Annotated in this window: 20 protein-coding genes; 13 read left to right on the forward strand and 7 right to left on the reverse strand. The window is 69.2% G+C overall.

From position 1 onward, the window contains the following. Positions 1-17 precede the first annotated feature (17 nt). On the reverse strand, positions 18-431 hold the full coding sequence (locus tag ACFVMC_RS31585) for a hypothetical protein (protein WP_379216399.1): 414 nt from the start codon (positions 429-431) through the stop codon (positions 18-20). On the opposite strand from ACFVMC_RS31585, the gene ACFVMC_RS31590 reads away from it, so the two are divergent. Then, positions 400-945, forward strand: a complete 546-nt coding sequence (locus tag ACFVMC_RS31590; RefSeq protein ID WP_379216401.1) for a hypothetical protein — start codon at positions 400-402, stop codon at positions 943-945. The genes ACFVMC_RS31585 and ACFVMC_RS31590 overlap by 32 nt on opposite strands. Here ACFVMC_RS31590 and ACFVMC_RS31595 read toward each other — a convergent pair whose 3' ends face one another. Together ACFVMC_RS31595 and ACFVMC_RS31600 are read right to left on the reverse strand one after the other, a co-directional pair. Next, on the reverse strand, positions 946-1,572 hold the full coding sequence (locus ACFVMC_RS31595) for an MBL fold metallo-hydrolase (RefSeq protein WP_379216448.1): 627 nt from the start codon (positions 1,570-1,572) through the stop codon (positions 946-948). Beyond that, positions 1,566-2,651, reverse strand: a complete 1,086-nt coding sequence (locus tag ACFVMC_RS31600; protein ID WP_379216403.1) for an S-(hydroxymethyl)mycothiol dehydrogenase — start codon at positions 2,649-2,651, stop codon at positions 1,566-1,568. Before ACFVMC_RS31600 ends, ACFVMC_RS31595 begins: the two co-directional genes overlap by 7 nt. A 145-nt stretch (positions 2,652-2,796) precedes the next feature. On the opposite strand from ACFVMC_RS31600, the gene ACFVMC_RS31605 reads away from it, so the two are divergent. Continuing rightward, positions 2,797-3,219, forward strand: coding sequence for a DUF1707 domain-containing protein (locus ACFVMC_RS31605; protein WP_379216404.1), 423 nt, complete (start codon positions 2,797-2,799; stop codon positions 3,217-3,219). A 246-nt stretch (positions 3,220-3,465) separates the two neighbouring features. Here the strand turns inward: ACFVMC_RS31605 and ACFVMC_RS31610 are convergent, their stop codons facing one another. Next, a complete protein-coding gene (locus ACFVMC_RS31610) occupies positions 3,466-4,959 on the reverse strand; it encodes a hypothetical protein (protein ID WP_379216406.1) in 1,494 nt (497 codons plus the stop codon). A gap of 293 nt (positions 4,960-5,252) precedes the next feature. Here ACFVMC_RS31610 and smc point away from each other — a divergent pair, with 293 nt between their 5' ends. Continuing rightward, on the forward strand, positions 5,253-8,861 hold the full coding sequence (gene smc, locus ACFVMC_RS31615; RefSeq protein WP_379216407.1) for a chromosome segregation protein SMC: 3,609 nt from the start codon (positions 5,253-5,255) through the stop codon (positions 8,859-8,861). A gap of 61 nt (positions 8,862-8,922) precedes the next feature. Here the strand turns inward: smc and ACFVMC_RS31620 are convergent, their stop codons facing one another. Further along, entirely contained in the window at positions 8,923-9,813 is an 891-nt protein-coding gene (locus ACFVMC_RS31620) for an NmrA family NAD(P)-binding protein (RefSeq protein WP_379216409.1), read from the reverse strand. A 116-nt stretch (positions 9,814-9,929) separates the two neighbouring features. Between ACFVMC_RS31620 and ACFVMC_RS31625 the strand changes: the two genes are divergently transcribed. Then, on the forward strand, positions 9,930-10,694 hold the full coding sequence (locus ACFVMC_RS31625; RefSeq protein ID WP_379216411.1) for a TetR/AcrR family transcriptional regulator: 765 nt from the start codon (positions 9,930-9,932) through the stop codon (positions 10,692-10,694). A gap of 58 nt (positions 10,695-10,752) precedes the next feature. Here ACFVMC_RS31625 and ACFVMC_RS31630 read toward each other — a convergent pair whose 3' ends face one another. Beyond that, the gene (locus tag ACFVMC_RS31630) at positions 10,753-11,142 is read right to left on the reverse strand and encodes a DUF2237 family protein (RefSeq protein WP_209889680.1); all 390 of its coding nucleotides are present in this window, start codon (positions 11,140-11,142) and stop codon (positions 10,753-10,755) included. A 157-nt stretch (positions 11,143-11,299) separates the two neighbouring features. Between ACFVMC_RS31630 and ftsY the strand changes: the two genes are divergently transcribed. The 6 genes from ftsY to ffh all read left to right on the forward strand — a co-directional run bounded on the left by ftsY (position 11,300) and on the right by ffh (position 19,227). Next, on the forward strand, positions 11,300-12,658 hold the full coding sequence (ftsY, locus tag ACFVMC_RS31635) for a signal recognition particle-docking protein FtsY (protein WP_379216413.1): 1,359 nt from the start codon (positions 11,300-11,302) through the stop codon (positions 12,656-12,658). Between the two features lie 206 nt (positions 12,659-12,864). Continuing rightward, positions 12,865-14,232: an ammonium transporter gene (locus ACFVMC_RS31640; protein ID WP_379216415.1), complete on the forward strand. Its 1,368-nt coding sequence runs from the start codon at positions 12,865-12,867 to the stop codon at positions 14,230-14,232. A gap of 5 nt (positions 14,233-14,237) precedes the next feature. Then, positions 14,238-14,576, forward strand: coding sequence for a P-II family nitrogen regulator (locus ACFVMC_RS31645; RefSeq protein WP_159838907.1), 339 nt, complete (start codon positions 14,238-14,240; stop codon positions 14,574-14,576). Between the two features lie 91 nt (positions 14,577-14,667). Then, positions 14,668-17,094 (forward strand): [protein-PII] uridylyltransferase, encoded by a 2,427-nt coding sequence (locus ACFVMC_RS31650; protein ID WP_379216417.1) that lies wholly within the window; start codon positions 14,668-14,670, stop codon positions 17,092-17,094. A 115-nt stretch (positions 17,095-17,209) separates the two neighbouring features. After that, positions 17,210-17,524, forward strand: coding sequence for a hypothetical protein (locus ACFVMC_RS31655; protein WP_379216419.1), 315 nt, complete (start codon positions 17,210-17,212; stop codon positions 17,522-17,524). A gap of 137 nt (positions 17,525-17,661) precedes the next feature. Next, a complete protein-coding gene (ffh, locus tag ACFVMC_RS31660) occupies positions 17,662-19,227 on the forward strand; it encodes a signal recognition particle protein (RefSeq protein WP_379216421.1) in 1,566 nt (521 codons plus the stop codon). Positions 19,228-19,261: 34 nt separating this feature from the next. On the opposite strand, the gene ACFVMC_RS31665 is transcribed toward ffh, so the two are convergent. Beyond that, positions 19,262-19,459 (reverse strand): hypothetical protein, encoded by a 198-nt coding sequence (locus ACFVMC_RS31665; RefSeq protein WP_379216423.1) that lies wholly within the window; start codon positions 19,457-19,459, stop codon positions 19,262-19,264. A 72-nt stretch (positions 19,460-19,531) separates the two neighbouring features. On the opposite strand from ACFVMC_RS31665, the gene ACFVMC_RS31670 reads away from it, so the two are divergent. The 3 genes from ACFVMC_RS31670 to ACFVMC_RS31680 all read left to right on the forward strand — a co-directional run bounded on the left by ACFVMC_RS31670 (position 19,532) and on the right by ACFVMC_RS31680 (position 22,521). Further along, entirely contained in the window at positions 19,532-20,452 is a 921-nt protein-coding gene (locus ACFVMC_RS31670) for a LysR family transcriptional regulator (protein WP_379216424.1), read from the forward strand. A gap of 236 nt (positions 20,453-20,688) precedes the next feature. Then, positions 20,689-21,747, forward strand: a complete 1,059-nt coding sequence (locus ACFVMC_RS31675) for an amidohydrolase family protein (protein WP_379216450.1) — start codon at positions 20,689-20,691, stop codon at positions 21,745-21,747. 195 nt (positions 21,748-21,942) lie between these two features. Continuing rightward, positions 21,943-22,521, forward strand: coding sequence for a Uma2 family endonuclease (locus ACFVMC_RS31680; RefSeq protein ID WP_379216426.1), 579 nt, complete (start codon positions 21,943-21,945; stop codon positions 22,519-22,521). Positions 22,522-22,728: the final 207 nt, after the last annotated feature.

The following is a 22,728-nucleotide window of genomic DNA, read 5'->3' on the forward strand; positions in this document are numbered from 1 at the left end:
GTGGTGCTGTCGTACCTTCAGCGTCTGCGCCTGCGCGCCTCGTTCAGCCCTACTCGCGGATTTCGGGTGCCGGCCGAATGCATACGCATGCTGAGGTATCCGCGCTCGGTGACGAACCGCGGATCCGACAGCACGGTGTTCTCGTCGACGGCCCAGGCGATGTCGTCGTCCGCGCCGGTGCGGTAGACCCGGATCGCGGCGATGAGGATGTCCTCGCGCGGGTACTCGGTGGACCACAGCGTCCAGACGTCAGGATCGAGTTCGGGGCCACCGGTGCGCGGGGCGTAGTGGATATCCCAGAGGTGTTCGATCAGATCCGCGAACGTCCCGTCGCGAGGCAACTCGACCGAGTGATGGTGCGGCGCACTGTAATCGTCACCGGCGGTGACGCTCTGGCGAGTGAGCATCACCTCGATCGTCGAGTCGTCCATGATCGAATTCTGGCATGTACTGGTGGAAACCGCCGCCCCGTGGGCCCGGCAGCTCGTAGCCTGGAACTCCTCGGGTGGTGCGACTTCAGGAGTTGCGGTGGCCTACGAACTCAGCGCGTTGATCGGTGACATGACGATGCTCGCGGCGATCGGCAGCGAGCACGAGGTACCCGTGGTGCCGCTGGCGTCCGGACTCGCGCTGATCCCGCTGACCGACGACATCGCGGCGGTGCTGTTCGCGGGCAAGCGCTTCGAGGAGGTGCTGCGCGCCTGGTCGGCGCACGGGCCGCTGATCTACGCCTGGTCGGAGATGCACGCCGGGCTGGGGGTACAGGCCGCGACGATCTGGGAGGACGGCGCGGTCACCTACCACGAGACCGGATATCCCGGGCGCGGGCCGATTTCCATCGCGCTGCACCGGCTCGGCGTCACCGGCGCGGCCGGGCGGCGCGACGAATTCGAGGTCGTCGGACTGAACCGGCATCGCCGGACCGGGGAGTGGGTCCCGAGTTGATCAGTGGCCGCGTGCCAGCCAATTCGACAGGCCCGGGCGCTCCGTGCCGATGGTGGTGGTGTCACCGTGGCCGGTGTGCACCACCGTCTGCTCCGGCAGGGTGAGCAGACGATCGCGGATGGAATCGATGATGGTGCCGAAATCGGAGTAGGAGCGACCGGTGGCGCCGGGGCCGCCGTGGAACAGGGTGTCGCCGGTGAACAGGGCGGTCAGCTCCGGGGCGTGCAGCGAGACCGAGCCGGGGGAGTGGCCCGGCGTGTGCAGGATGTCGATATCGGTGCCCGCCACCGTGATTCGCTGCTTGTCCGCCAGTGAGTCGTACTCGACATCCGGGTGGGTCATGCGCCAGAGGACGTCGTCGGCCGGGTGCAGCAGGATCGGCGCGTCGAAATGCCGGGCCAGGTGCGGTGCGACGGTGATGTGGTCGTTGTGGGCGTGCGTGCACAGGATGCCGACGACCTCACGGTCACCGACCGCGTCGACGATCGGCTCGGTGTCGTGCGCCGCGTCCACGATGAGGACCTCGCGATCGTCGCCGATCAGCCAGATGTTGTTGTCGACATCCCAGGTGCCACCGTCTAGGGCGAACGTGCCGGAGGTGACGACGCGGTCGATCCGGGTCACCAGACCACCACCGAGCGCAGCACATCGCCGGAATGCATGGCGTGGAACGCCTTTTCGACCTCGTCCAGCGCGATGCGCTCGGAGACGAAACGTTCCAGCGGCAGGCGGCCCTGACGGTACAGGTCGATCAGCATCGGGAAGTCGCGCTCGGGCAGGCAGTCGCCGTACCAGGAGGACTTCAGCGCGCCGCCGCGCGAGAACAGGTCGATCAGCGGCATCTCCAGGGTCATGTCCGGGGTCGGCACACCCACCAGGACCACGGTGCCCGCGAGATCGCGGCCGTAGAAGGCCTGCTTCCAGGTCTCCGGGCGGCCCACCGCCTCGATGACGACATCGGCGCCGAAACCGTCGGTGAGTTCCTGGATGCGTTCGACCACATCCTCGGAGCCGGCGTCGATCGCATGGGTGGCGCCGAAATCCTTGGCCCACTCCAGTTTTCGCTGGTCGCGATCGATGGCGATGATGGTGCGCGCCCCGGCCAGCCGGGCGCCGGCGATGGCCGCGTCGCCGACGCCGCCGCAGCCGATGACCGCGACGGTGTCACCGCGCGAGACGTTGCCGGTGTTCATCGCGGCGCCGATACCGGCCATCACACCGCAGCCGAGCAGTCCCGCGACCGCCGGGTCGGTGCCGGGATCGACCTTCGTGCACTGCCTTTCGTGCACCAGTGTCTTGTCCGCGAACGCGCCGATGCCCAGGGCGGGGCTCAGTTCGGTGCCGTCGGCCAGGGTCATCTTCTGGCTCGCATTGCTGGAGTCGAAGCAATACCAGGGGCGTCCGCGTTTGCAGGCCCGGCATTCGCCGCAGGTCGCACGCCAGTTCAGCACCACGAAATCGCCGGGTGCCACGTGGGTGACCGCGCTGCCGACCGTCTCCACCACGCCGGCGGCCTCGTGCCCGAGCAGGAACGGGAATTCGTCGTTGATGCCGCCCTCGCGGTAGTGCAGGTCGGTGTGGCAGACACCGCACGCCTGCACGCGCACCACGACGTCGTGCGCGCTCGGATCCGGGATCACGATATCGACGAGTTCGACGGGAACGCCTTTGCTTCGTGCGATGACGCCGCGCACGGTCTCGGACAAGAACAACCTCCTCGCGTGAATGCGGTCGAGCGTACTGGGTTCGCCGATCGCGGGCCACAAAAACCGCTCCGACCTTGACATTCCATAGTGGAGGGTACATGCTGGAATTACCTTCCAATGTGGAATATGGATCGAAGGGTCTGACATGGACATCAGCACCGGCACCCGCGCCTCCGATGCGGAACGAGCCACCGTGGTCGAGCTGCTCGGCCGCCACCTGGCGGACGGTCGCCTCGACCTCGCCGAATACGACAAACGCGTCGCGCAGACCTACGCGACGACCACCCGCGAAGACCTCGGCTCGGTCCTGACCGACCTGCCGAAACTGTCGAAGCAAACCTCCGGCGAATCCGCTCCCGCCCGCTTCCCCATCTGGCAGCGCATCGAGGCCACCTCCTGGCTCGGCGTCAGCCTCCTGGTACTCGGCATCTGGGGCGCCATCTCCCTGAGCCTCGGCCAATTCACCTACTTCTGGCCTGTCTGGGTCATCGGCCCCTGGGGCGCGGTCCTCGCCTTCCGCATGCTCACCGGCTTCGAGTCCGGCAAGCACCGCGCCCGCTGGTCCTGATCGCCCAGTGCGGCATCCGCGGGCCGGACTGCGGTATCGAGCGTCGAACAGTCTGATCGACGCTCGGAATCGACCTGCTCGGGTCAGCGACGAGTGCGGCGGATCTGATCGGCACACAGGCGAATCCGGCGCTCGGCCGCTGCCCGCATCACGCGGTGATGTTCCGGTCGCGCTCGCGCATCCGCAATTCGCGGTAGCTGCCCGCAGTGCGGGCACGGTGTAGTCGAGTGGTCGCGCGAGTGCTCGTCAGCGTCTGCGGCGGGTGCGGCGGAGGTCGTCGTATTCGCGGGCGGACAGACGATTGAGTGGCACCTGTACCGGTCGGTCGGTCACCGCCTGGCCGCGGCGGGCGGACTGGTCGGCCTCGGCGCGCAAGCTGCGGTCCCGGCGGCTGGGTAACGGGCGGTCGGGGTATTCCGGCAGCTCCGCCTGGGTGCGCCGGGACCGGCGTACCGAATCCGCTCGCGGATCCGCGATTCGACCGTCCCGCGTATCCGCGCGGCGGCTGTCGCCCTCGTCTCGACTGCCGCGGCGGGTGTCGCGCTGCTCGCTGTGCCGGGTGCCGGTCGTGACCGGCTCGTGGTCGCGGGAGTCACTCGGGTCGCCGAGGGCGTAGCGAGAATTCGCGTCGAGTCGGCTGCCGTAGCCGCCGGCGCGACCGGCTCGCCCATCGTCGCGGATCGCGCTTCGATCGCGCGCCGTGCTGTTGCGCCGATCGCCGCCGGACGCGCGACTGTCGGATTTGCGACCTCGGTGACCGCCGCGATCGACACCGCCTTCGAGTGCGCTGTCCCGGTCCGCATCTGGGTTGCCGCGGGTAGTGTCCCGCCGGGCTGGGCCGTCGCGAAGGTCCGCACGGCGTTCGCGACTGCCGGTGTTGCCGCGACTGTTCCGGGTCTCTCCCGCGTCGCGATAGCCGTCGACATCGACCTCCTCCCGCTCAGCGGCACTGTCTCGCCCGGCACCGGTACTGCTGCGGCGGCGGCGGCTGTCGTCGCGGCGTCGGCGACGCGAGCGTGTGGGCTCTTCGAGTGCTGCGGTGGCGGAGGCCGGTGTGCGGGAGGAGCGTTCGTCAGCGGAGTTCGACGAGGAGGTGCGGCGGCGGGTTGCGCGGTTGCGTTCACCGGTCGAGGCGGAATCGTGGCGGCGCTCGGAGCCCGAGCGCGGGCGGGCCGGCGGGCCGATGTGCAGGATCGGCAGTTCGCGGGTGGCCTGGGCCGGGTTGTCGCCCTTTTCCCGGTAGGTGGCTGGGACGTCGTGGGCGCGTAACCAGGCGCCGGGATCGGCCTGGGCGTTTCGATCCAGTTGGGGGATGGTTGTTTCCATGAGTTTCAGCAGGTCGCCCTCCTCGTCTCCGAGGGCGGCGCGCAGGGCGGGGAAGGTGGCTGGGCGGAAGGTCCAAGACCATTCGTAGTCCGAATCCAGGTCGCGTCCGTGCAGCACCAGATTCCCGGATCGGGCGATCCGGCCTCGGATGACCCGCTCGCCGGTCTCGAAACGCAGCCCGGCGGTGTCGGCTTTGCCGCTGCGGGCGGCCCGTTCATCGATCATGATCTCGAACCACGCCGCCCCGATCCCGGCCAGCCCGAAAGCGGCCGCGAGCAGGACCTCCACCCACACGTCCGACAGCATGGTGCTGCGGCTGCGCTCGCACGCGTACAGGAACAGCAGACTGCCGACCACGAGCGCGGCGATCCGAGCCAGCCGGTAGCTGGTGCTGGTGCCGAAAAGGGGTGGCATCTGCGGATACTCCAGAAAAGGACGGCGCGCTGGCGAATCAGGGTGGATGGTATGTCCTCGCGGTGTCCCGCACCGCCTTTCGGTGATCACGGCTTGGCATCGAATCCGGCCCGCGAATTCGGCAAACCTCTGGCACACTCGAATGTGCCTGCTACCGGGCGAACTCGATACCCTGGAGGACGCCCCCGCGGTGGCATCCGCGCTCCACTGCCCGCGTACCAGACGGTCGGCGCCGGGTGGATATCATGGCTGGTCGCCCCGCCCGATCAGGCCGACTCCGGAAAGGTGTCGAATTGCATTTGAAGAGTCTGACGCTGAAGGGATTCAAATCCTTCGCGTCCGCGACGACGCTGCGGTTCGAGCCGGGCATCACCTGTGTGGTCGGCCCGAACGGCTCCGGCAAATCGAATGTGGTCGACGCGCTGACCTGGGTGATGGGCGAGCAGGGCGCGAAAGCGTTGCGCGGCGGCAAAATGCAGGACGTCATCTTCGCGGGCACCTCCGGTCGCGCGCCGCTCGGCCGCGCCGAGGTCACCCTGACCATCGACAATTCCGACGGCGCGCTGCCCATCGACTACGCGGAGGTGTCGATCACCCGCCGCATGTTCCGTGACGGCGCGGGTGAATACGAGATCAACGGCAGCAGCTGCCGTTTGATGGATGTGCAGGAACTGCTCAGCGACTCCGGGATCGGCCGGGAGATGCACGTCATCGTGGGGCAGGGCCAGCTGTCGGCGATCCTGGAATCGCGGCCGGAGGACCGGCGGGCCTTCGTCGAGGAGGCGGCCGGTGTACTCAAACACCGCAAACGCAAAGAGAAAGCGGTCCGCAAACTCGACGCCATGCAGGCGAACCTGGCGCGTCTGACCGACCTCACCACCGAATTGCGCCGCCAGCTCAAACCATTGGGCCGGCAGGCCGAGGTCGCCCGCCGCGCGCAGACCGTGCAGGCGGATCTGCGGGACGCGCGCTTGCGCCTGGCCGCTGACGATCTGGTCACCCGGCGCAACGAGCTGGCCGGTCAGCAGAGCAAGGAGGCGTACGCACGCGAACAGCACATCACCGTGCAGACCGAACTCGACGCCGCGAACGCCGTGCTGGCTCAGCAGGAATTCCAGCTGTCGCGGCTGACCCCGAGCGCGGAGGCGGCGGCGCAGCTGTGGTTCCAGCTCTCGGCATTGGCCGAACGCGTGAACGCGACCATCCGGATCGCCGAGGACCGCGCGCGTCACCTGGATACCGAGCTGCCGGTCGGTACCGGCCGCGATCCCGATCAGCTCGAGGCGGAGGCCGCGCGCGTGGAGGCCGAGGAGGCCGAACTGCGGGAGGCCGTGGAGATCGCCGCCGAGACCCTGGAGGCGGCGCGGGACGCGCTGTACGAACGGGAGCAGGCGGCCAAGGCCGCCGAGCAGGCGCATCTGGCCGCGGTGCGGGCCGTCGCCGACCGGCGCGAGGGTTTGGCGCGGTTGTCCGGCCAGGTCGATACCTTGCGCACCAAGGCACAGTCGATGGACGCGGAGATCGCGCGACTGTCGGTGGCGATTACCGAGGCGCGGCAGCGCGGTGACGCGGCCCAGGCCGAATTCGACACGGTACAGGGCGAATTGAGCGAGCTCGACGCGGGCGAGGCGGGCCTCGACACCCAGCACGAGCACGCCGTGCAGGCACTGGAGCTCGCCGACCGGCGGGTCAAGGAGCTGCGCGAACAGGATCGGGACGCGAGCAAACTGGTCGCGTCGCTCGGTGCGCGGATCGAGGCGCTGAGCATGGGCTTGGCGCGCCGTGACGGCGCGGCGTGGCTCGCGGAGCATCAGACGCAGGGCCTGCTCGGCCCGCTGTCCGGCCTGCTGCGGGTGCACGGCGGTTTCGAGGCGGCGGTCGCCGCCACCCTCGGCCCGCTGGCCGACGCGGTCGCCGCCGACAGCGCGGGCACCGCGCATGCCGCCGTGCGCTCGCTGCGGGAGGCCGACGGCGGCCGGGCCGCACTCGTCTTCGGCACGGCCACCCCACCATCGGCATCCGGCGACGCTTTGCCCGCAGCGGCCCGCTGGCTCGCCGAGGTGCTGGACTGCCCCGATTCGGTGCGCGGCGCGATCGGCGCGCTCACCGCGGGCGTGGCGGTGGTGGACACGCTCGCCGACGCGACCGAGCTGCTGCGCACGCGCCCCGAACTGCGGGTGGTCACCCGGGAGGGCGATCTCACCGGCACCGGCTGGGTGCTCGGTGGTTCCGACCGCGCGCCCAGTCAGCTGGAGATCCAGGCCGATATCGATACCGCGCGAGCCGATCTGGAGGCCGCGCAGCGGCGCGCCGAGGAATTGGAGGCCGCCCTCTCGGGCGCGCTGGACGAACAGGCCGACCGCAAGGATGCCGTCGATCAGGCGCTGCTGGCCCTGCACGAATCCGATCAGGCGCTGATGACGATCTACGACCGGCTCGGCAGGCTCGGCCAGGCTGCGCGCGCCGCCACCGGCGACAGCGACCGCCTGGCCAGGCAGCGCGGCGACGCCGAGGCGGCTCGTGGTGAATCCCTCACGGCCCTGGCCGAATTGGAGGACCGGCTGCGCGCCGTCGAACTCGAGCAGGACGATTCCGAACTGGCCGCCGCGGGCACCGAGTCCGCGGGCCGCGACCGCGAGGAGGCCGCGGCCGCGCTGGCCGAGGCGCGCGCCATGGAGGTGGAGGCGCGCCTGGCGGTGCGCACCGCCGAGGAACGCGCGGAATCCGTTCGCGGCAAAGCGGACTCGCTGCGTCGCGCCGCCCGCGCCGAGCGCGAGGCGCGGGCCCGCGCCGAACGCGCGCACGCCGCCCGCCGTCAGGCCGCCGCGGTGGCCGCCGCCGTCGCGGAATCGGGGGCGCGGGTCGCCGCCGAGCTGGACCGGGTGGTGACCGAGGCCGGAGCCCGCCGCGACGATCTGGTGCGCCGCCGCACCGAGGCGGCCGCGCAGGTCGAGCAGGTGAAAGAGCGGGCCCGCGCGCTGAGCACCCAGCTGGCCCAGCTCACCGACGCCGTGCATCGCGACGAGGTCGCCAAGGCACAGGCGGCGCTGCGGATCGAACAGCTCGAGGCCACCATCGCCGAGCAGTTCGGGATCGCGCTGTCGGACCTGATCGAGGAGTACGGCCCCGATGTGCCGCTGCCCCCGACCGATCTGGAATGGCAGGAATACGACCAGGCCCGTGAACGCGGCGAACAGGTCGTCGCGCCCACCGCCATGCCGTACGACCGTGCCACCCAGGAGCGCCGCGCCAAACGCGCCGAGAAGGACCTGGCCACCCTTGGCAAGGTGAATCCCCTTGCGCTGGAGGAGTTCGCGGCGCTGGAGGAACGCTACAACTTCCTGGCCACTCAGCTCGAGGATGTCAAGAACGCCCGCAAGGACCTGCTCGATGTGGTGGCCGAGGTCGACGCGCGCATCTTGCAGGTGTTCACCGAGGCCTACGAGGACGTGGAACGCGAATTCGTCGGTGTCTTCGCGAAACTGTTCCCCGGCGGCGAGGGCAGGCTGGTGCTCACCGACCCCTCCGACATGCTCACCACCGGCATCGAGGTCGAGGCTCGCCCGCCCGGCAAGAAGGTCAAGCGGCTCTCGCTGCTCTCCGGTGGCGAGAAGTCGCTGACCGCGGTGGCGCTGCTGGTGGCCATCTTCCGCGCCCGCCCGTCCCCGTTCTATGTGATGGACGAGGTCGAGGCCGCGCTCGACGACACCAACCTGCGCCGCCTGATCGGCTTGTTCGAACAGCTGCGGGAGAAGAGTCAGCTGATCGTCATCACCCACCAGAAGCCCACCATGGAGATCGCCGACGCGCTCTACGGGGTGAGCATGCGCGGTGACGGCATCACCCAGGTGATCTCCCAGCGCCTGCGCGGGGAGAACCTGGTGGGCGCCGCGGCGAACTGATCAGGACGGCAGTTGCGCCCCACCGCCATCGGGGGCGGATGATCGCACAGGGTGCCTGCGGTCAGTTCGCGGGGAGGGCCCGCAGCTGCGCGGAACCGGTTGCAGTGAGCCAGGATTCGAGTGTCATGAGGCCCGGGTGCAGGGCACGCAGAGCGTGGATGTCGGCGTGCCAGCCGCCGCTGTCGCGACTGACCCGCCAGACCTCGGCGATCTCCGATCCGATGGCGGCGGCCTCGGCCTCGGTGTACTCCCGGTAGCGGATAAGGCGGCCGACCCGCGCACTGATCGTCGCGGCGGCGGCGGTGGGAGTCGGTGCGTCACCGGCGAGTTCGAGGGTGAGGCCGTGGAAGCGGTCCGGGTCGGCGAAGGCCAGCGCGGCGAATTCGGCGACGTCGGCGACCGCGATCATCTGTAGCGGGCGGTCGGCGGGGAAGAGATGGCGGTGCACCCCGCCGTTGATGCCGTCCACCGGAAAACCCTGCATCAGATAGTTTTCCATGAAGCGGACCGGCCGCAGGACGGTGTAGCGCAGACCGCTGGTGCGCAGCGCGTCTTCGATGCGGCGTTTGCCCGCCGTGCCCCAGCTGGCGTCCTCGCGCATAGAGGCGATACCGGTGAACACGATGTGGTCGACGGCGGCTGCGCGGGCGAGGTCGACGAACTGTTCGCCGCGTCGCGCCTCGAGTTCGACATTCCAACCGCCCGCACCGTATTCGGCGGGTGGGACCAGCAGCGTGGCGCGGACGCCGGTGAGTGCGGCCGCGACGGTGTCGGGTGCGTCGAAATCGCCGACCGCGAGCTCGGCACCGGCGGCGGCCAAAGCCTGTGCGGCGGTGGAGTTCTGATCGCGGACCAGGGCCCGGACCGGGACGCCGCCGGTCAGTAGCCGTCGAGCGGTCGCGCCACCCTGCTTGCCGGTGGCGGCGGTGATGAGAACGGGTTGTTGTGACATTCGCGTTGTCTGCCTTGGTGTCGGAGCCGATACAATCGGGTCAGGTGACCCGCTTTCGGACGATACGGGTGACGCGCCCCGCTCGACCAGGACGTGTATCGGAGGACCGTAACGAAATGTCCGCTCCACCAGCCGCTCTCGGCCCCGCGTCGCGCACCGACGCACGGCGCAACCGCGCCCAGGTCCTGGCCGCCGCACAGCAAGCATTCGCCGAGCAGGGAACCTCGGTGTCACTGGCCGAGATCGCGCGCAGCGCCGGGGTCGGCGCGGGCACGGTCTACCGCCATTTCCCCACCAAAGCCGATCTACTGGAAGCGGTCATGCAGCAGCGGATCGATCGGCTGGCCCGGTTCGCCGCCGCTCGGCTGAACGCAGCGGACCCCGGGGCCGCGTTCTTCGAGGTATGCGCCGAAGTGATCGCGTCTACCCCGGGCAACCAGGCACTCTGCGACATAGTGCAATCCGACGACGGCTGGCCGCGTGCGCTGGTGCAGAGCGCGGGCGCGCGCTTCAACCGGACCGTGGGGGAACTGCTGGTCGCCGCGCAGCGGCACGGTGCGGTCCGCGCCGACATCACCCTCGGCGATGTGCTGGACATCTTCACCGGATGCGTTGCCATTCAACGGCATCAGCGTCCGGATCGCCGCCTCGTCCGCGGCGCCGCCCTCGTCCTGGACTCGCTGCGCGCCACCGTGGCAGCTCCGGCTGTTACGAAACCCGGCGTCGGCCCGGATTCGCATGACGAAACTCCGTCGCGTAACGAGACTCGCGGCTGTCCGATCTGCGGCGCCGCCGTCCACCGCCCGACCACCGGCCGCCCGGCTCGATACTGCTCGGCCGCCTGCCGCCAGAAAGCCCACCGCCGTCGCACCGCCGGCTGATCGGCCCGGAGGATCGCTCCGCCGCGAGCCGACCGTCGAGATCATCGACCGAAACCGGCTACAACAGATCGCTCACGTCATCGGGCACATCGACCGCGTACTTGCGCAGGATGTCCATGGAGATGACCTCCAGGGCGTTCTCATGGGTGGCGGCCAGGACCACCGGTGCGGCGACGCCGTCCTCGTGGGCGTGTAACCAGCGCACGGCGACCACACACCATCTGTCACCAGGTTGCAGGCCGGGGAAATTATTGTCGGGGCGCGGGGTGGACAGGTCGTTGCCGATGGAGGCCTGATGCTCCAGGAACTCTGCTGTGACGACGGTGCACACGGTGTGGCTGCCGAGATCCTCCGGTCCGGTCGAGCAGCAGCCATCCCGGTAGAAGCCGGTCACAGGATCGGCGCCGCACTCTTCCAGCGGCCCCCCAAGCACGTTTCGGTCTGTCACGTTGCCGATCCTATTGTCCCGTCGCGAGAAGTTCCGCAGGACAAGAAATCTCGTGGGCTGTGTCCACCGCGCGACCCCCTCCGGCCTGCACCGAGCCGCCCGCCCGCCGGACTCGTCCGGTTGTGCCTCGTCGGCGGCGTGTCGGTGTTCTGCAAGGATGGGGCACGTGAGTTCCCAAGCCTGGATCCTGATTGCCGCGATCGCGGCGGTGCTGCTGGTCGTGCTCGTCGCCGGGTCGGTCCGGTATCGGCGTCGCCGCGTCTCGCTGACATCGCCGACCTCCGACACCAAGGAGGTGACCGATCGGTCCGGTGGCTATACGGCCCAGGGCGGGTTCAGTTTCAGTCAGGGTGGCGGCACCGCCACCCTGGAACCCGTTCCGCTGGAGCGCACCGACGACGAGGGCCAGCCGCACATCGGCGACGACGCCGCCGTCCCGCGTGACGCCCCCAAACGCGGCATCACCAACGTGGCCCTGCCCGAGGGCGATGTCGAGGTCGCCGCGGCGCCGACGGCCGAAACCACCGAGGTGCTGGACGAAGAGGTCGTCCTCGACGAGATCGAGCCGACCGAGGGCCGCCTGTTCCGCCTGCGCGGACGTCTGTCCCGCTCGCAGAACGCGGTCGGCAAGAGCCTGCTCGGACTGCTCGGCGCCGGCGACCTGGACGAGGACTCCTGGGAGGAGATCGAGGACACCCTGGTCCTGGCCGATCTCGGCACCGCCTCCACCGCGGCCGTGGTGAGCCGCCTGCGCGAGGAGATCGCCGCGCACAGCGTGCGCAGCCCCGAGCAGGCCCGCACCATCCTGCGCGAGGTGCTGATCGAGGCGCTGCGCCCCGAACTGGATCGCTCCGTGCGCGCACTGCCGCACGCCGATCATCCGTCGATCCTGCTGGTGGTCGGAGTGAACGGCACCGGGAAGACCACGACCACGGGCAAGCTCGCCCGGGTGCTGGTCGCCGACGGCCGCCGCGTCCTGCTCGGCGCCGCCGACACCTTCCGCGCCGCCGCCGCCGATCAGCTCCAGACCTGGGGCGAGCGGGTCGGCGCGGAGACCGTGCGCGGCAAGGAGGGCGCCGATCCGGCCGCCGTCGCGTTCGACGCGGTCAGCGCGGGCATCGAGCGTGGCGTCGATGTGGTGCTGGTGGACACCGCGGGCCGCCTGCACACCAAGACCGGCCTCATGGACGAACTCGGCAAGGTCAAACGAGTCGTGGAAAAGGCCGTGAACTCTGGTCGCTCCGCGGGCTCCGCTCCTGCCGAAGTCGACGAGGTCCTGCTGGTCCTCGACGCCACCGTCGGCCAGAACGGCCTGATGCAGGCCCGGGTCTTCGCCGAGGTGGTCGACATCACCGGTGTGGTGCTCACCAAGCTGGACGGCACGGCCAAGGGCGGCATCGTCTTCCAGGTGCAGCACGAGCTCGGGGTGCCGGTGAAACTGGTCGGGCTCGGCGAGGGCGCCGATGACCTCGCTCCGTTCGAACCCGGCGCCTTCGTCGACGCGCTGCTGGGCTGACGCCGGGAATTAGCCACCGCCCGAGCCTCACACCAGGGGTTTTGGCTACGGTCGGCAGTAGGAAACGTAGACGCAACACAACTGGCGTATCCGTTCACGCACGCGAAACCTCGCGGCACGCCAGATGAAACACCGAGTGAGGAACCTTTCTGTTCAGGTCCATATCGCCGTCGATCGGCGGGGCCCGAGATGAGGAGGACTTCAAGGTGGCATTTCCCGCAATCGGCGCACCGGACGCCGGTGATACCGCATGGATGCTGACAAGCGCAGCGCTCGTGCTGTTGATGACACCCGGACTCGCGTTCTTCTACGGCGGCATGGTCCGCGGGAAGAACGTGCTGAACATGATCATGATGAGCGTCAGTGCGATGGGGTTGATCTCCATCCTGTGGGTGCTCTACGGCTTCTCCGTCACCTTCGGTGAGGACAAGGGCAACTTCTTCGGCGACCCGACCCAGTACTTCGGTCTGAAGTCGGTCTTCGGCGGCGCCGATCAGTCCAACGTCCTGGCCGACGTGGAGACCGCGGTACCGCTGGCGGGCACCATCCCGCTGCCGGTCTTCGTCGCCTTCCAGGCGATGTTCGCGATCATCACCGTCGCACTCATCTCGGGCGCGGTCGCCGACCGCCTGAAGTTCGGCTCGTGGCTGGTGTTCGCCGGCGTCTGGGCCACGATCGTGTACTTCCCGGTCGCGCACTGGGTCTTCGCGTTCGACGGCATCACCGCCGAGCAGGGCGGCTGGATCGCCAACAACCTCAAGGCCATCGACTTCGCCGGTGGTACCGCGGTGCACATCAACGCCGGTGCGGCCGGTCTGGTGCTGGCCATCGTGCTCGGCAAGCGCAAGGGCTGGCCGAAGTCGCCGTTCCGCCCGCACAACCTGCCCTTCGTCATGCTCGGCGCCGGTCTGCTGTGGTTCGGCTGGTACGGCTTCAACGCCGGTTCGGCTGTCGGCGCCACCGCCACCGCGGGCGCGACCTTCCTGACCACCACCGTCGCCACGGGTACGGCCATGATGGCCTGGCTGCTGGTGGAGAAGTTCCGGGACGGGCACGCCACCTCCCTCGGCGCGGCCTCGGGCATCGTGGCCGGTCTGGTCGCCATCACCCCGGCCTGTTCCTCGGTGAACGCGATCGGCGCGATCGTCATCGGCGCGGTGGCGGGTGCGCTGTGCGCCCTGGCGGTCGGCCTGAAGTTCAAGTTCGGCTTCGACGATTCGCTCGATGTGGTCGGCGTGCACCTGGTCGGCGGTCTGGTCGGCACCCTGCTGGTCGGCCTGGTCGCGACCGAGGAAGCACCCGCCGGGGTCAAGGGCCTGTTCTACGGTGGTGGTATCGAGCAGTTGAAGCTGCAGGCCGTCGGAGCATTCGTCGTCCTGGCGTACTCGCTGATCGCGACCGCGGTGATCGCCTACCTGCTGAAGTTCACCATCGGGCTGCGGGCCAGCGAGGAAGCCGAGTCGGCGGGCCTGGACGAGTCCGAGCACGCGGAAACCGCATACGATTTCGCTGCTGTGGGTGGCACGGCACGCTCGGCCAGCTCGGTCCCGAGCTCGCTCGTCAAGGAGGCATGACGACCATGAAGTTGATCACCGCAATCGTCAAACCGTTCACGCTCGAGGACGTCAAGTCCGGGCTCGAACAGGCGGGCGTGCTCGGCATGACCGTCAGCGAGGTGCAGGGCTACGGGCGGCAGAAGGGCCACACCGAGGTCTACCGCGGCGCCGAGTACTCGGTCGACTTCGTGCCGAAGGTGCGCGTCGAGGTCGTGGTGGACGACGCCTCGGTCGAGAAGGTCGTCGAGGTCATCGTGGAGGCCTCGCGCACCGGCAAGATCGGTGACGGCAAGGTCTGGGTCACCCCGGTCGAGTCGATCATCCGGGTCCGGACCGGCGAACGCGGTACCGACGCTCTGTAGGACAAGCACGACGAATTCGAGCGGCGGCCTCGCTCCTTCCGGTTCATCGCCGGTCGGGGCGGGGCCGCCCGCATTGGGACGGTGGTGGGTTGTGGGTCAGTCGAAGGGTGCGGCCGAACTGGTCGCGGCACGAAAGCAATTGCTCGACAATGGCCCGATCGCCGAACCGGGGGAGCGCAGGTCCCGGACGCCGCGACTGGATTCCGAGGCGGTGCGCGCGGCCCTGGTCGACCTGTACGAGCTGTGGCTGACCACCAAGGGCGCCGAGCTCGGCATCACCGCCGACAGCGGTCTGGCCGTGGTGGCGGTCGGCGGCCTGGGCCGCCGGGAGATGCTGCCGTACTCGGATCTGGATCTGGTGCTGCTGCACGACGACGTGGACCCGGCCCGGGTGGCCGAGGTGGCCGATCAGCTCTGGTATCCGCTGTGGGACGCCCACATCAAACTCGACCACAGCGTGCGGACCGTGCCGCAGGCGCTGCGGGTCGCCGCCGACGATCTGATCGCGGCCATGGGCATGCTCGAGGCCCGGCACATCGTCGGTGACGCGGATCTGAGCACGCTGTTGGTCGGCGGGGTGCGCCGGGAGTGGCGGACCGGGATCCGCGGCCGGTTCGACGAGATCATCACGCAGGCCGAGGCGCGCTGGCAGCGCAGCGGCGAGATCGCCCATCGCGCCGAACCGGATCTGAAGAACGGTCGTGGCGGGCTGCGGGATATCCAGCTGCTGGACGCGTTGGCTATCGCTCAGCTCACCGATGCCATGCCGGGGCTCGGGCCGGACGTGCCGGGTGGTGGTTTGAAGACCGCTCATCGACGTTTGCTGGATGTTCGCACGGAGTTGCATCGGGTGGCCGGCCGGGCCCGCGACCAGCTCCGCGCCCAGGACGCCGACGAGATCGGCGGCGCACTGCGCCTCGGCGACCGCTTCGACCTCGCCCGCATCCTCAGCGATTCGGCGCGGACCGTGAGCTACTCGGTCGATGTCGGCCTGCGCACCGCCGCGAACGCGCTGCCCCGCCGCGGCCTGGCCCGGCTCCGCCGCGCACCGGTGCGCCGACCACTCGATGAGGGGGTGGTCGAGCACGGGGGCGAAGTGGTGCTGGCCCGGGACGCTCGCCCGCAGCGCGATCCCGGGCTGATCCTGCGCGTCGCGGCGGCCTCGGCACAGCACGGGCTGCCGATGTCGGCGACCACTCTGAACCGCCTCTCCGAGGACGCGCCGGAGCTCCGCGAACCGTGGCCCAAGGATGCGCTGAACGACCTGCTGGTCCTGCTCGGATCCGGCCGCCGGGTCATCGACGCGGTGGAGGCGCTGGACCGCACCGGGCTGTGGGGCCGGCTGCTGCCGGAATGGGGCGCGGTGCGCGATCTGCCGCCCCGTGATGCCATGCACACCTGGACGGTGGATCGCCACCTGATCGAAACCGTCGCTTACGCAAGCACTTTGAGCACCCGGGTGGCTCGCCCGGACCTGCTCGCGCTCGGTGCGCTGCTGCACGACATCGGCAAGGGCCGCGCGGGCGACCACAGCGTGGTCGGCGCGGAACTGGCCACCCACATCGGCCGTCGGCTCGGGCTGTGGCCGCAGGATGTGCAGACGCTCTCGGCCATGGTGCGCCACCACCTGCTGCTGCCGGACACAGCCACCCGCCGCGATCTCGCCGACCCCGAGACCGTCCGCTTCGTCGCCGACACCCTCGACGGCGACATCCAGTTGCTGGAACTGCTGCACGCGCTCGCGGAAGCGGATTCGCTGGCCACCGGCCCCGGAGTCTGGGGCGACTGGAAGGCCTCGCTCATCGGCGACCTGGTCCGGCGCTGCCGCCTGGTACTGGCCGGGGAACCGCTGCCGACCCCGGAACCCATTGCGCCCGACCTGATCCAGCGCGCCGAGGCAGGTGGCGTCCACGTCGATCTGCGGCCCGCCGAGGGCAAGTTCACCTACACGGTCACCGTCATCGCGCCGGACGGTCCCGGCCTGCTCTCCGACGCGGCGGGCGTGCTCGCCCTGCACTCGCTGCGGGTGCTGGCGGCATCGGTCGGCGCGGCGGGCGACTCGGCGATCAACACCTTCGTGGTGGCGCCGAAATTCGGGGACCCGCCGGACCCGGGTCTGCTGCGCCAGGAGCTGATTCGCGCGTCCGCGGGCGATCTGGATCTCCCGGCCCGGCTGGCCAAACGCGAACGGGACTCAGGTATCGCGGCGAGCCCGCACGCGCAGGCCGAACCCCGGCTGATCTGGTCGCAGACCAGTGCGCCGGGTCAGTGGCTGCTGGAGTTGCGGGCCGAGGATCGGCTGGCGCTGCTGAGCCGGCTGGCCGCCGCGTTCTCGGCGTGCGGCGCGAATGTGCGCTGGGCCAAGGTGGTGACCATGGGTTCGGCCGTGGTGGACGCGTTCTGCCTGGATCTCGGTGCCGACGACGGTGCGGCCCGGCGCGCGGCGATCGAAAAGGCGGTGCTGGAAGTGGTCCCGCGACCGGCGCCGAAGCGGCCGGAGACGGCCGCGGCCACCTGACGCGCAGCGCGCTATCAAACCGTTGCACGCGATTTGCTGGAACCTGTAGGCGGTGTGGTCGAGGCGACCTAGTATCAGAGCGTCCGGCTATCGCGAGCACGAGGGGAGCAGGTCGGTGGCAATCGAAGTCGTTTCGGCGTCGATGATGACGAGCAACGAGACAACGCATATGGCCCGCTGCGTCGGCGGCGACCGCTGGGTGGTCTCCTGGCTACCCGGCCGGACCCTGACCGGGCAGCAGGCCGTCACCGCCATGACCATCGCCGTGACCGCCGCCGGCACCGACGTGCCCACCGAGGCCGAGTACGCCCTGCTCGACGACCTGGCCCTGGAACTCGGGCTCACCGGCCGCGAAGCGATCTTCATGGTGGGCGCCGAAAACCACGACTACCGCAAGACGGTCAAGCCCCGCCGCCGCTCCCTGGACTGACCGGTTCGCGCGCGCCCGGCCCCCCACGCGGGTGGCCGGGCGTCGTCGTGCCCGCTCCCCGTGCGCGATCACCCGCGAACTCCGATTACGCTGGGCGAAGGAAAAAGACGTCCCCTCGAGATTCAGGAGCGCGATCGGTGTTCGAATCACTGTCCGACCGGCTAACCGGTGCCCTCAAGGATCTGCGGGGTAAAGGACGTCTGTCACCGGCCGACATCGACGCCACCTGCCGCGAGATCCGGCTGGCCCTGCTCGAGGCCGACGTCGCACTGCCGGTGGTGCGCGGTTTCATCGCCAAGATCAAGGAGCGCGCCAAGGGCGCCGAGGTCTCGGCGGCGCTGAATCCGGCGCAGCAGGTCGTCAAGATCGTCAACGAGGAACTCGTCGGCATTCTCGGTGGCGAGACCAGGCGCCTCACCTTCGCCAAGACCCCGCCGACGGTGATCATGCTCGCCGGTCTGCAGGGTTCCGGTAAGACCACCCTGGCCGGCAAGCTCTCGAAATGGCTGAAGGGCCAAGGACATACCCCGCTGCTGGTGGCCTGCGACCTCCAGCGTCCCGGCGCCGTCACCCAGCTCCAGGTGGTCGGTGAGCGCGCGGGCGTGGCCGTGTTCGCCCCGCACCCCGGCACCTCGGTCGGTGGCGGCGAGAACCCGCTCGGCATCTCCGCCGCCGACCCGGTCGAGGTCGCGCGCGCCGGTGTCGAAGAGGCCAGGGCCAAGCAGTACGACATCGTCATCGTCGACACGGCGGGCCGCCTCGGCATCGACGCGGAACTGATGGCGCAGGCCGCGGGCATCCGCGATGCCGTGCAGCCCGACGAAACCCTGTTCGTGCTCGACGCCATGATCGGCCAGGACGCGGTGCACACCGCCGAATCATTCCGCGACGGCGTCGGATTCACCGGTGTCGTACTCACCAAGCTCGACGGTGACGCCCGCGGTGGCGCGGCCCTGTCCGTGCGTGAGATCACCGGCGCGCCCATCATGTTCGCCTCCTCCGGCGAGAAGCTCGAGGATTTCGACGTCTTCCACCCCGACCGGATGGCGTCGCGCATCCTCGGCATGGGTGATGTGCTGTCGCTGATCGAGCAGGCCGAGCAGGTCTACGACGCGCAGCAGGCCGAGGAGGCCGCCCGCAAGATCGGCAGCGGTGAGCTCACCCTCGAGGACTTCCTCGACCAGATGCTGGCCATCCGCAAGATGGGCCCGATCGGCAACCTGCTCGGCATGCTGCCGGGCGCCGGTCAGATGAAGGACGTGCTCGCCCAGGTCGACGACAAGCAGCTCGACCGGGTGCAGGCGATCATTCGCGGTATGACTCCCGCCGAGCGGGACAACCCGAAGATCATCAACGCTTCGCGCCGCCTGCGCATCGCCAATGGTTCGGGCGTGCAGGTCTCCGAGGTCAACCAGCTCGTCGACCGCTTCTTCGAAGCGAAGAAGATGATGGCCGCCATGGGCCGGCAGATGGGCCTGCCCGGCGGCAACCGGCGCAATGCCAAGAAGGGGAAGAAGGGAAAGAAGGGCGGCCGCGGCCCGACCCCGCCGAAGATGCGCGGTGGTTTCCCGGGCATGCCGGGTCTGCCGGGTGGTATGCCCGCCGGTATGCCCGATCTCTCGGATATGCCGCCCGGTCTGGACCAGTTGCCGCCGGGGCTCGAAGGTTTCGATATCTCGAAGCTGAAGTTCCCGAAGAAGTAGTTCCCGTCGTGCCCGGCCGTCGGCCGGGCGCACCTCAGCGGTGCAGTACTTCGGCCGACCAGCGCCGCAGCCAGATCTGGGCCATGCCGCAGGCGCAGCGGCTGTAGCGGACCACACCCTCGGAGGTGCGGTGGCAGGACTCCGACGGGTCGGGTTGGCGGACGGTGCGGCCGCAGCGGCGGCAGTGTGAAACGGTGTCGTCGTAGCTCGAAACGAACGGTGATGGGGGCATATCCCCAGTATTCGACGCGGTGATGTGCGAATCCATCAATAGATTCCGCAGTGAATCGTGTTGAATGGCTACATGATCGATCCGCGGTTGCATACGCTGCGGATGCTGCGCGAGCACGGCACGGTGACCGCGGCGGCCATGGCACTACACCTCACCCCCTCCACGGTGTCGCAGCAATTGCGCCAGCTCGCACACGATCTGGATGCCGTGCTGCTGGAACAGGTCGGGCGGCGGGTCCAGTTGACGGCGGCGGCGCACACTCTGCTCCGGCACGCCGACGATCTGTTCGCCGGTGCCGAACGGGCCCGCGCCGATCTGGCCGCGCAGCGCGCGGACCTGTCCGGTGTGCTGCGGATCAGCGCGATGCCCACGGCGATGGTCGCACTGGTCGCGCCCGCCGCGGCTCGGCTGCGGGCCGAACATCCCAGGCTGGCACTGGAAATCAACGAGGACGAGAGTCGGCACTGCTTCGATCTGCTGCTCGCCGGGGACACCGATATCGGTGTCGTCATCCCGGCCGCGGACGGCCCCGCGCCGACGGACGCGCGGTTCGAACAGCATCCGCTCGCGGACGAGCCCCAGGATCTGCTCGTGCCCGCCGGTCATCGGCTGGCCGCCTGCCGCAGTGTCGAACTCGCCGAAGCCGCCGCAGAGGACTGGATCGGCGCGCCGGACCGCGTAGCGCACTGTCAGCTTCAGCTGAGTGCTTGTGCCGCAGCCGGTTTCACGCCGCGGATCGTGCATCGCGGCATGGATTGGATCGGTATCTCGGCCCTGGTGACCCGCGGTTTCGGCGTCAGCCTGATCCCGCGCCTGGCCTACCTGCCCGCAGACGATGCCGTGGTCCGAATTCCCTTGCACGGACCGTCCGCGCCCAGCCGCCGCCATATCGCGTTCGTTCGGCGGGGTAGTAGTGGCCACCCTGCGATCGCCGCCGGGTTGGCGGCGGTCCGCGCGATCTGTCGTGAGCGTGGGGATATCACTGCGCTCTGATGGGTGCGGCGATCACTGCGGACTGTTGTGTGCGGCTGGCCCGTGGCGTGAGCACCGTGGATCTGGGCGTTCGGCCTGTGGCGTGATCGCCGGTGCGGTGTGCGGCTGCACTGTGACGTGGTGAATCGGTGACCGCGGGCGGGCGGTGCGAGAGCGTGAGCGGTAGGTTGGAGGCTGCCGACGACGTCCAGGAGGTTGCTGTGCATCTGCGTGGTGTGGTTCTCCCCGATGACGAGATGCGCGACCTGTGGGTACGCGACGGCGTGGTGTCCTACGAGCCCGGTGCCGATGACGAAACCCTGTGTGACACAGGGTGGATCGTGCCGGGTCTGGTCGACGCGCACTGTCACGTCGGCATCCGCTACGGCGGCGGCGACGAGGACCGCGCGGGAGCCGTGGCGCAGGCCGAAACCGAACGCGACGCCGGTGCGCTGCTGCTGCGCGACGCCGGCTCCCCGATCGATACCCGGTTCATCGACGAGCACGAGGAACTGCCGCGGATCATCCGGGCGGGCCGCCACATCGCCCGGCCCAAGCGCTATATCCGCGAACTCGGCATCGAGCTCGACGACGAACGCGATCTGCCCGAGATCGTGGCCGAACAGGCCCGCTTCGGCGACGGCTGGGTCAAGATCGTCGGCGACTGGATCGACCGCTCCGTCGGCGATCTGCGCCCCCTGTGGAGCGATGAGATCCTGAAGGCGGCCATCGACGCCGCGCACGCGAACGGCGCCCGCGTCACCGCGCACGTCTTCGGAGAGGACGCCCTGCCCGGCCTCATCAACGCGGGCATCGACTGCCTCGAGCACGGCACCGGCCTGTCCGACGAGACCGTCGAGCTCATGGTCGGCCACGGCACCGCCCTGGTCCCCACATTGATCAATATCGACACCTTCCCCGAAATCGCGGACAGCGCAGGCAAATTCCCCACCTACGCCGCGCACATGCGCGATCTGCACCGCCGCGTCCGCGACACCGTCGGCAAGGCGCACGAGGCCGGTGTGCCGATCTACGCGGGCACCGACGCCGGCGGTTCGATCCGCCACGGCCGGATCGCCGACGAGATCACCGCCCTGGCCGGTGCCGGCCTGTCCCCGCACGACGCCCTCGGCGCCGCCTCCTGGAACGCCCGCACCTGGCTCGGCCGCCCCTCCATCACCTCAGGCGCCCCTGCCGACTTCGTCGTCTACCGAGAAGATCCACGCACCAACCCGGCCATGCTGACCGCCCCGCAGTGGGTGGTCCTGCGCGGCCGCGTAGTCAAAACCCCGAACCCGGTCACCGGCCACCGCTGACCGGCTCACCATCGGTCACGAATCCGATGCCGGAGTCCGACTTCGGCCGCACTCTCGTCCCTGCTGCGCTGACCGCTTTCGCGACCGCCTTCGGTGCCCTGCGATACAGTTACCTGGACTGCTAACAGTCCAGGTCAAGTTCGAATCGAGCGACATGCGACGGCACGCGAACGGGAAGATCGGACAAACGTGACGATGAGCGCCGAGGTATCGATGATCCATCCCCTGGGGCCGACCACGGTGGAAGACTGGCTAGCCGAAGAGCAGCCATCCGACGGATCTCGACTCGAACTCATTCTGGGGTACCTCTACATGACGCCAGCGCCCGGCGGGCCACACCAGTTTGCTGCGGGAGAGCTTTTCGCCGTGTTGCGTGAGGCGCTCCGAGAAGCTGTGCGTACGGATCTGCGGGCTTTGCCCGGCGTCGCGGTGCGCATCAGTACGGCCTTCCGTACTGGGGTCATTCCCGATGTCGCGGTGGTGTCTGCCGACATCAATCACACCAGCTTCGCACCGGAGGATGTCGTTCTCGCGGTCGAGGTCTGGTCTCCGGGCAACACTCGGGAGGAACGCGATACCAAGATCGCGGCCTATGCGTCCGCGAGGGTCCAGTACCTGTGGATCGTGGAGTTGCCGCTGGGCAAACCCGCCAAATTCTGTGGCTATTCACTGGGGGAGACCGGATACCGGCAGGACGTGTATGCCGCAAACGGTGAAACCGTCAAAGCTCCCGGCCCTGTACCGGTGACTGTGAATACAGCGGAGCTGCGCTGAATCCAGTACCGAGCCCGGCGCAGTGGCATGGGTCACGACCGCTTCCGTGACACCTGGTCAATGGCCGATTTCAGGGTGGATCGACCCGTCTGGCAGAATGAACCCTCGTCCTTCGAATGACAAGTGTCAGCCCGTCTCCGGTTACGTACCGCGCGGCGGTCACACACTCCAAGCGTGAAACCGGGCTCGCAGACCGTGCGGGTCGCT

Origin of the sequence: Nocardia sp. NPDC127579, assembly GCF_042672005.1 — a bacterium.
Taxonomy (GTDB): domain Bacteria; phylum Actinomycetota; class Actinomycetes; order Mycobacteriales; family Mycobacteriaceae; genus Nocardia.

What these genes read in the sequence shown, in the direction of transcription:
- ACFVMC_RS31665 (WP_379216423.1), bottom strand. Translation starts at nt 19,459, where the DNA reads ATGCCCCCATCACCGTTCGTTTCGAGCTACGACGACACCGTTTCACAC.
- ACFVMC_RS31605 (WP_379216404.1), top strand. Translation starts at nt 2,797, where the DNA reads ATGGACATCAGCACCGGCACCCGCGCCTCCGATGCGGAACGAGCCACC.
- ACFVMC_RS31585 (WP_379216399.1), bottom strand. Translation starts at nt 431, where the DNA reads ATGGACGACTCGACGATCGAGGTGATGCTCACTCGCCAGAGCGTCACC.
- ftsY (WP_379216413.1), top strand. Translation starts at nt 11,300, where the DNA reads ATGGGGCACGTGAGTTCCCAAGCCTGGATCCTGATTGCCGCGATCGCG.
- ACFVMC_RS31610 (WP_379216406.1), bottom strand. Translation starts at nt 4,959, where the DNA reads ATGCCACCCCTTTTCGGCACCAGCACCAGCTACCGGCTGGCTCGGATC.
- ACFVMC_RS31680 (WP_379216426.1), top strand. Translation starts at nt 21,943, where the DNA reads ATGAGCGCCGAGGTATCGATGATCCATCCCCTGGGGCCGACCACGGTG.
- ACFVMC_RS31675 (WP_379216450.1), top strand. Translation starts at nt 20,689, where the DNA reads ATGCGCGACCTGTGGGTACGCGACGGCGTGGTGTCCTACGAGCCCGGT.
- ACFVMC_RS31670 (WP_379216424.1), top strand. Translation starts at nt 19,532, where the DNA reads ATGATCGATCCGCGGTTGCATACGCTGCGGATGCTGCGCGAGCACGGC.
- ACFVMC_RS31620 (WP_379216409.1), bottom strand. Translation starts at nt 9,813, where the DNA reads ATGTCACAACAACCCGTTCTCATCACCGCCGCCACCGGCAAGCAGGGT.
- ACFVMC_RS31625 (WP_379216411.1), top strand. Translation starts at nt 9,930, where the DNA reads ATGTCCGCTCCACCAGCCGCTCTCGGCCCCGCGTCGCGCACCGACGCA.
- ACFVMC_RS31645 (WP_159838907.1), top strand. Translation starts at nt 14,238, where the DNA reads ATGAAGTTGATCACCGCAATCGTCAAACCGTTCACGCTCGAGGACGTC.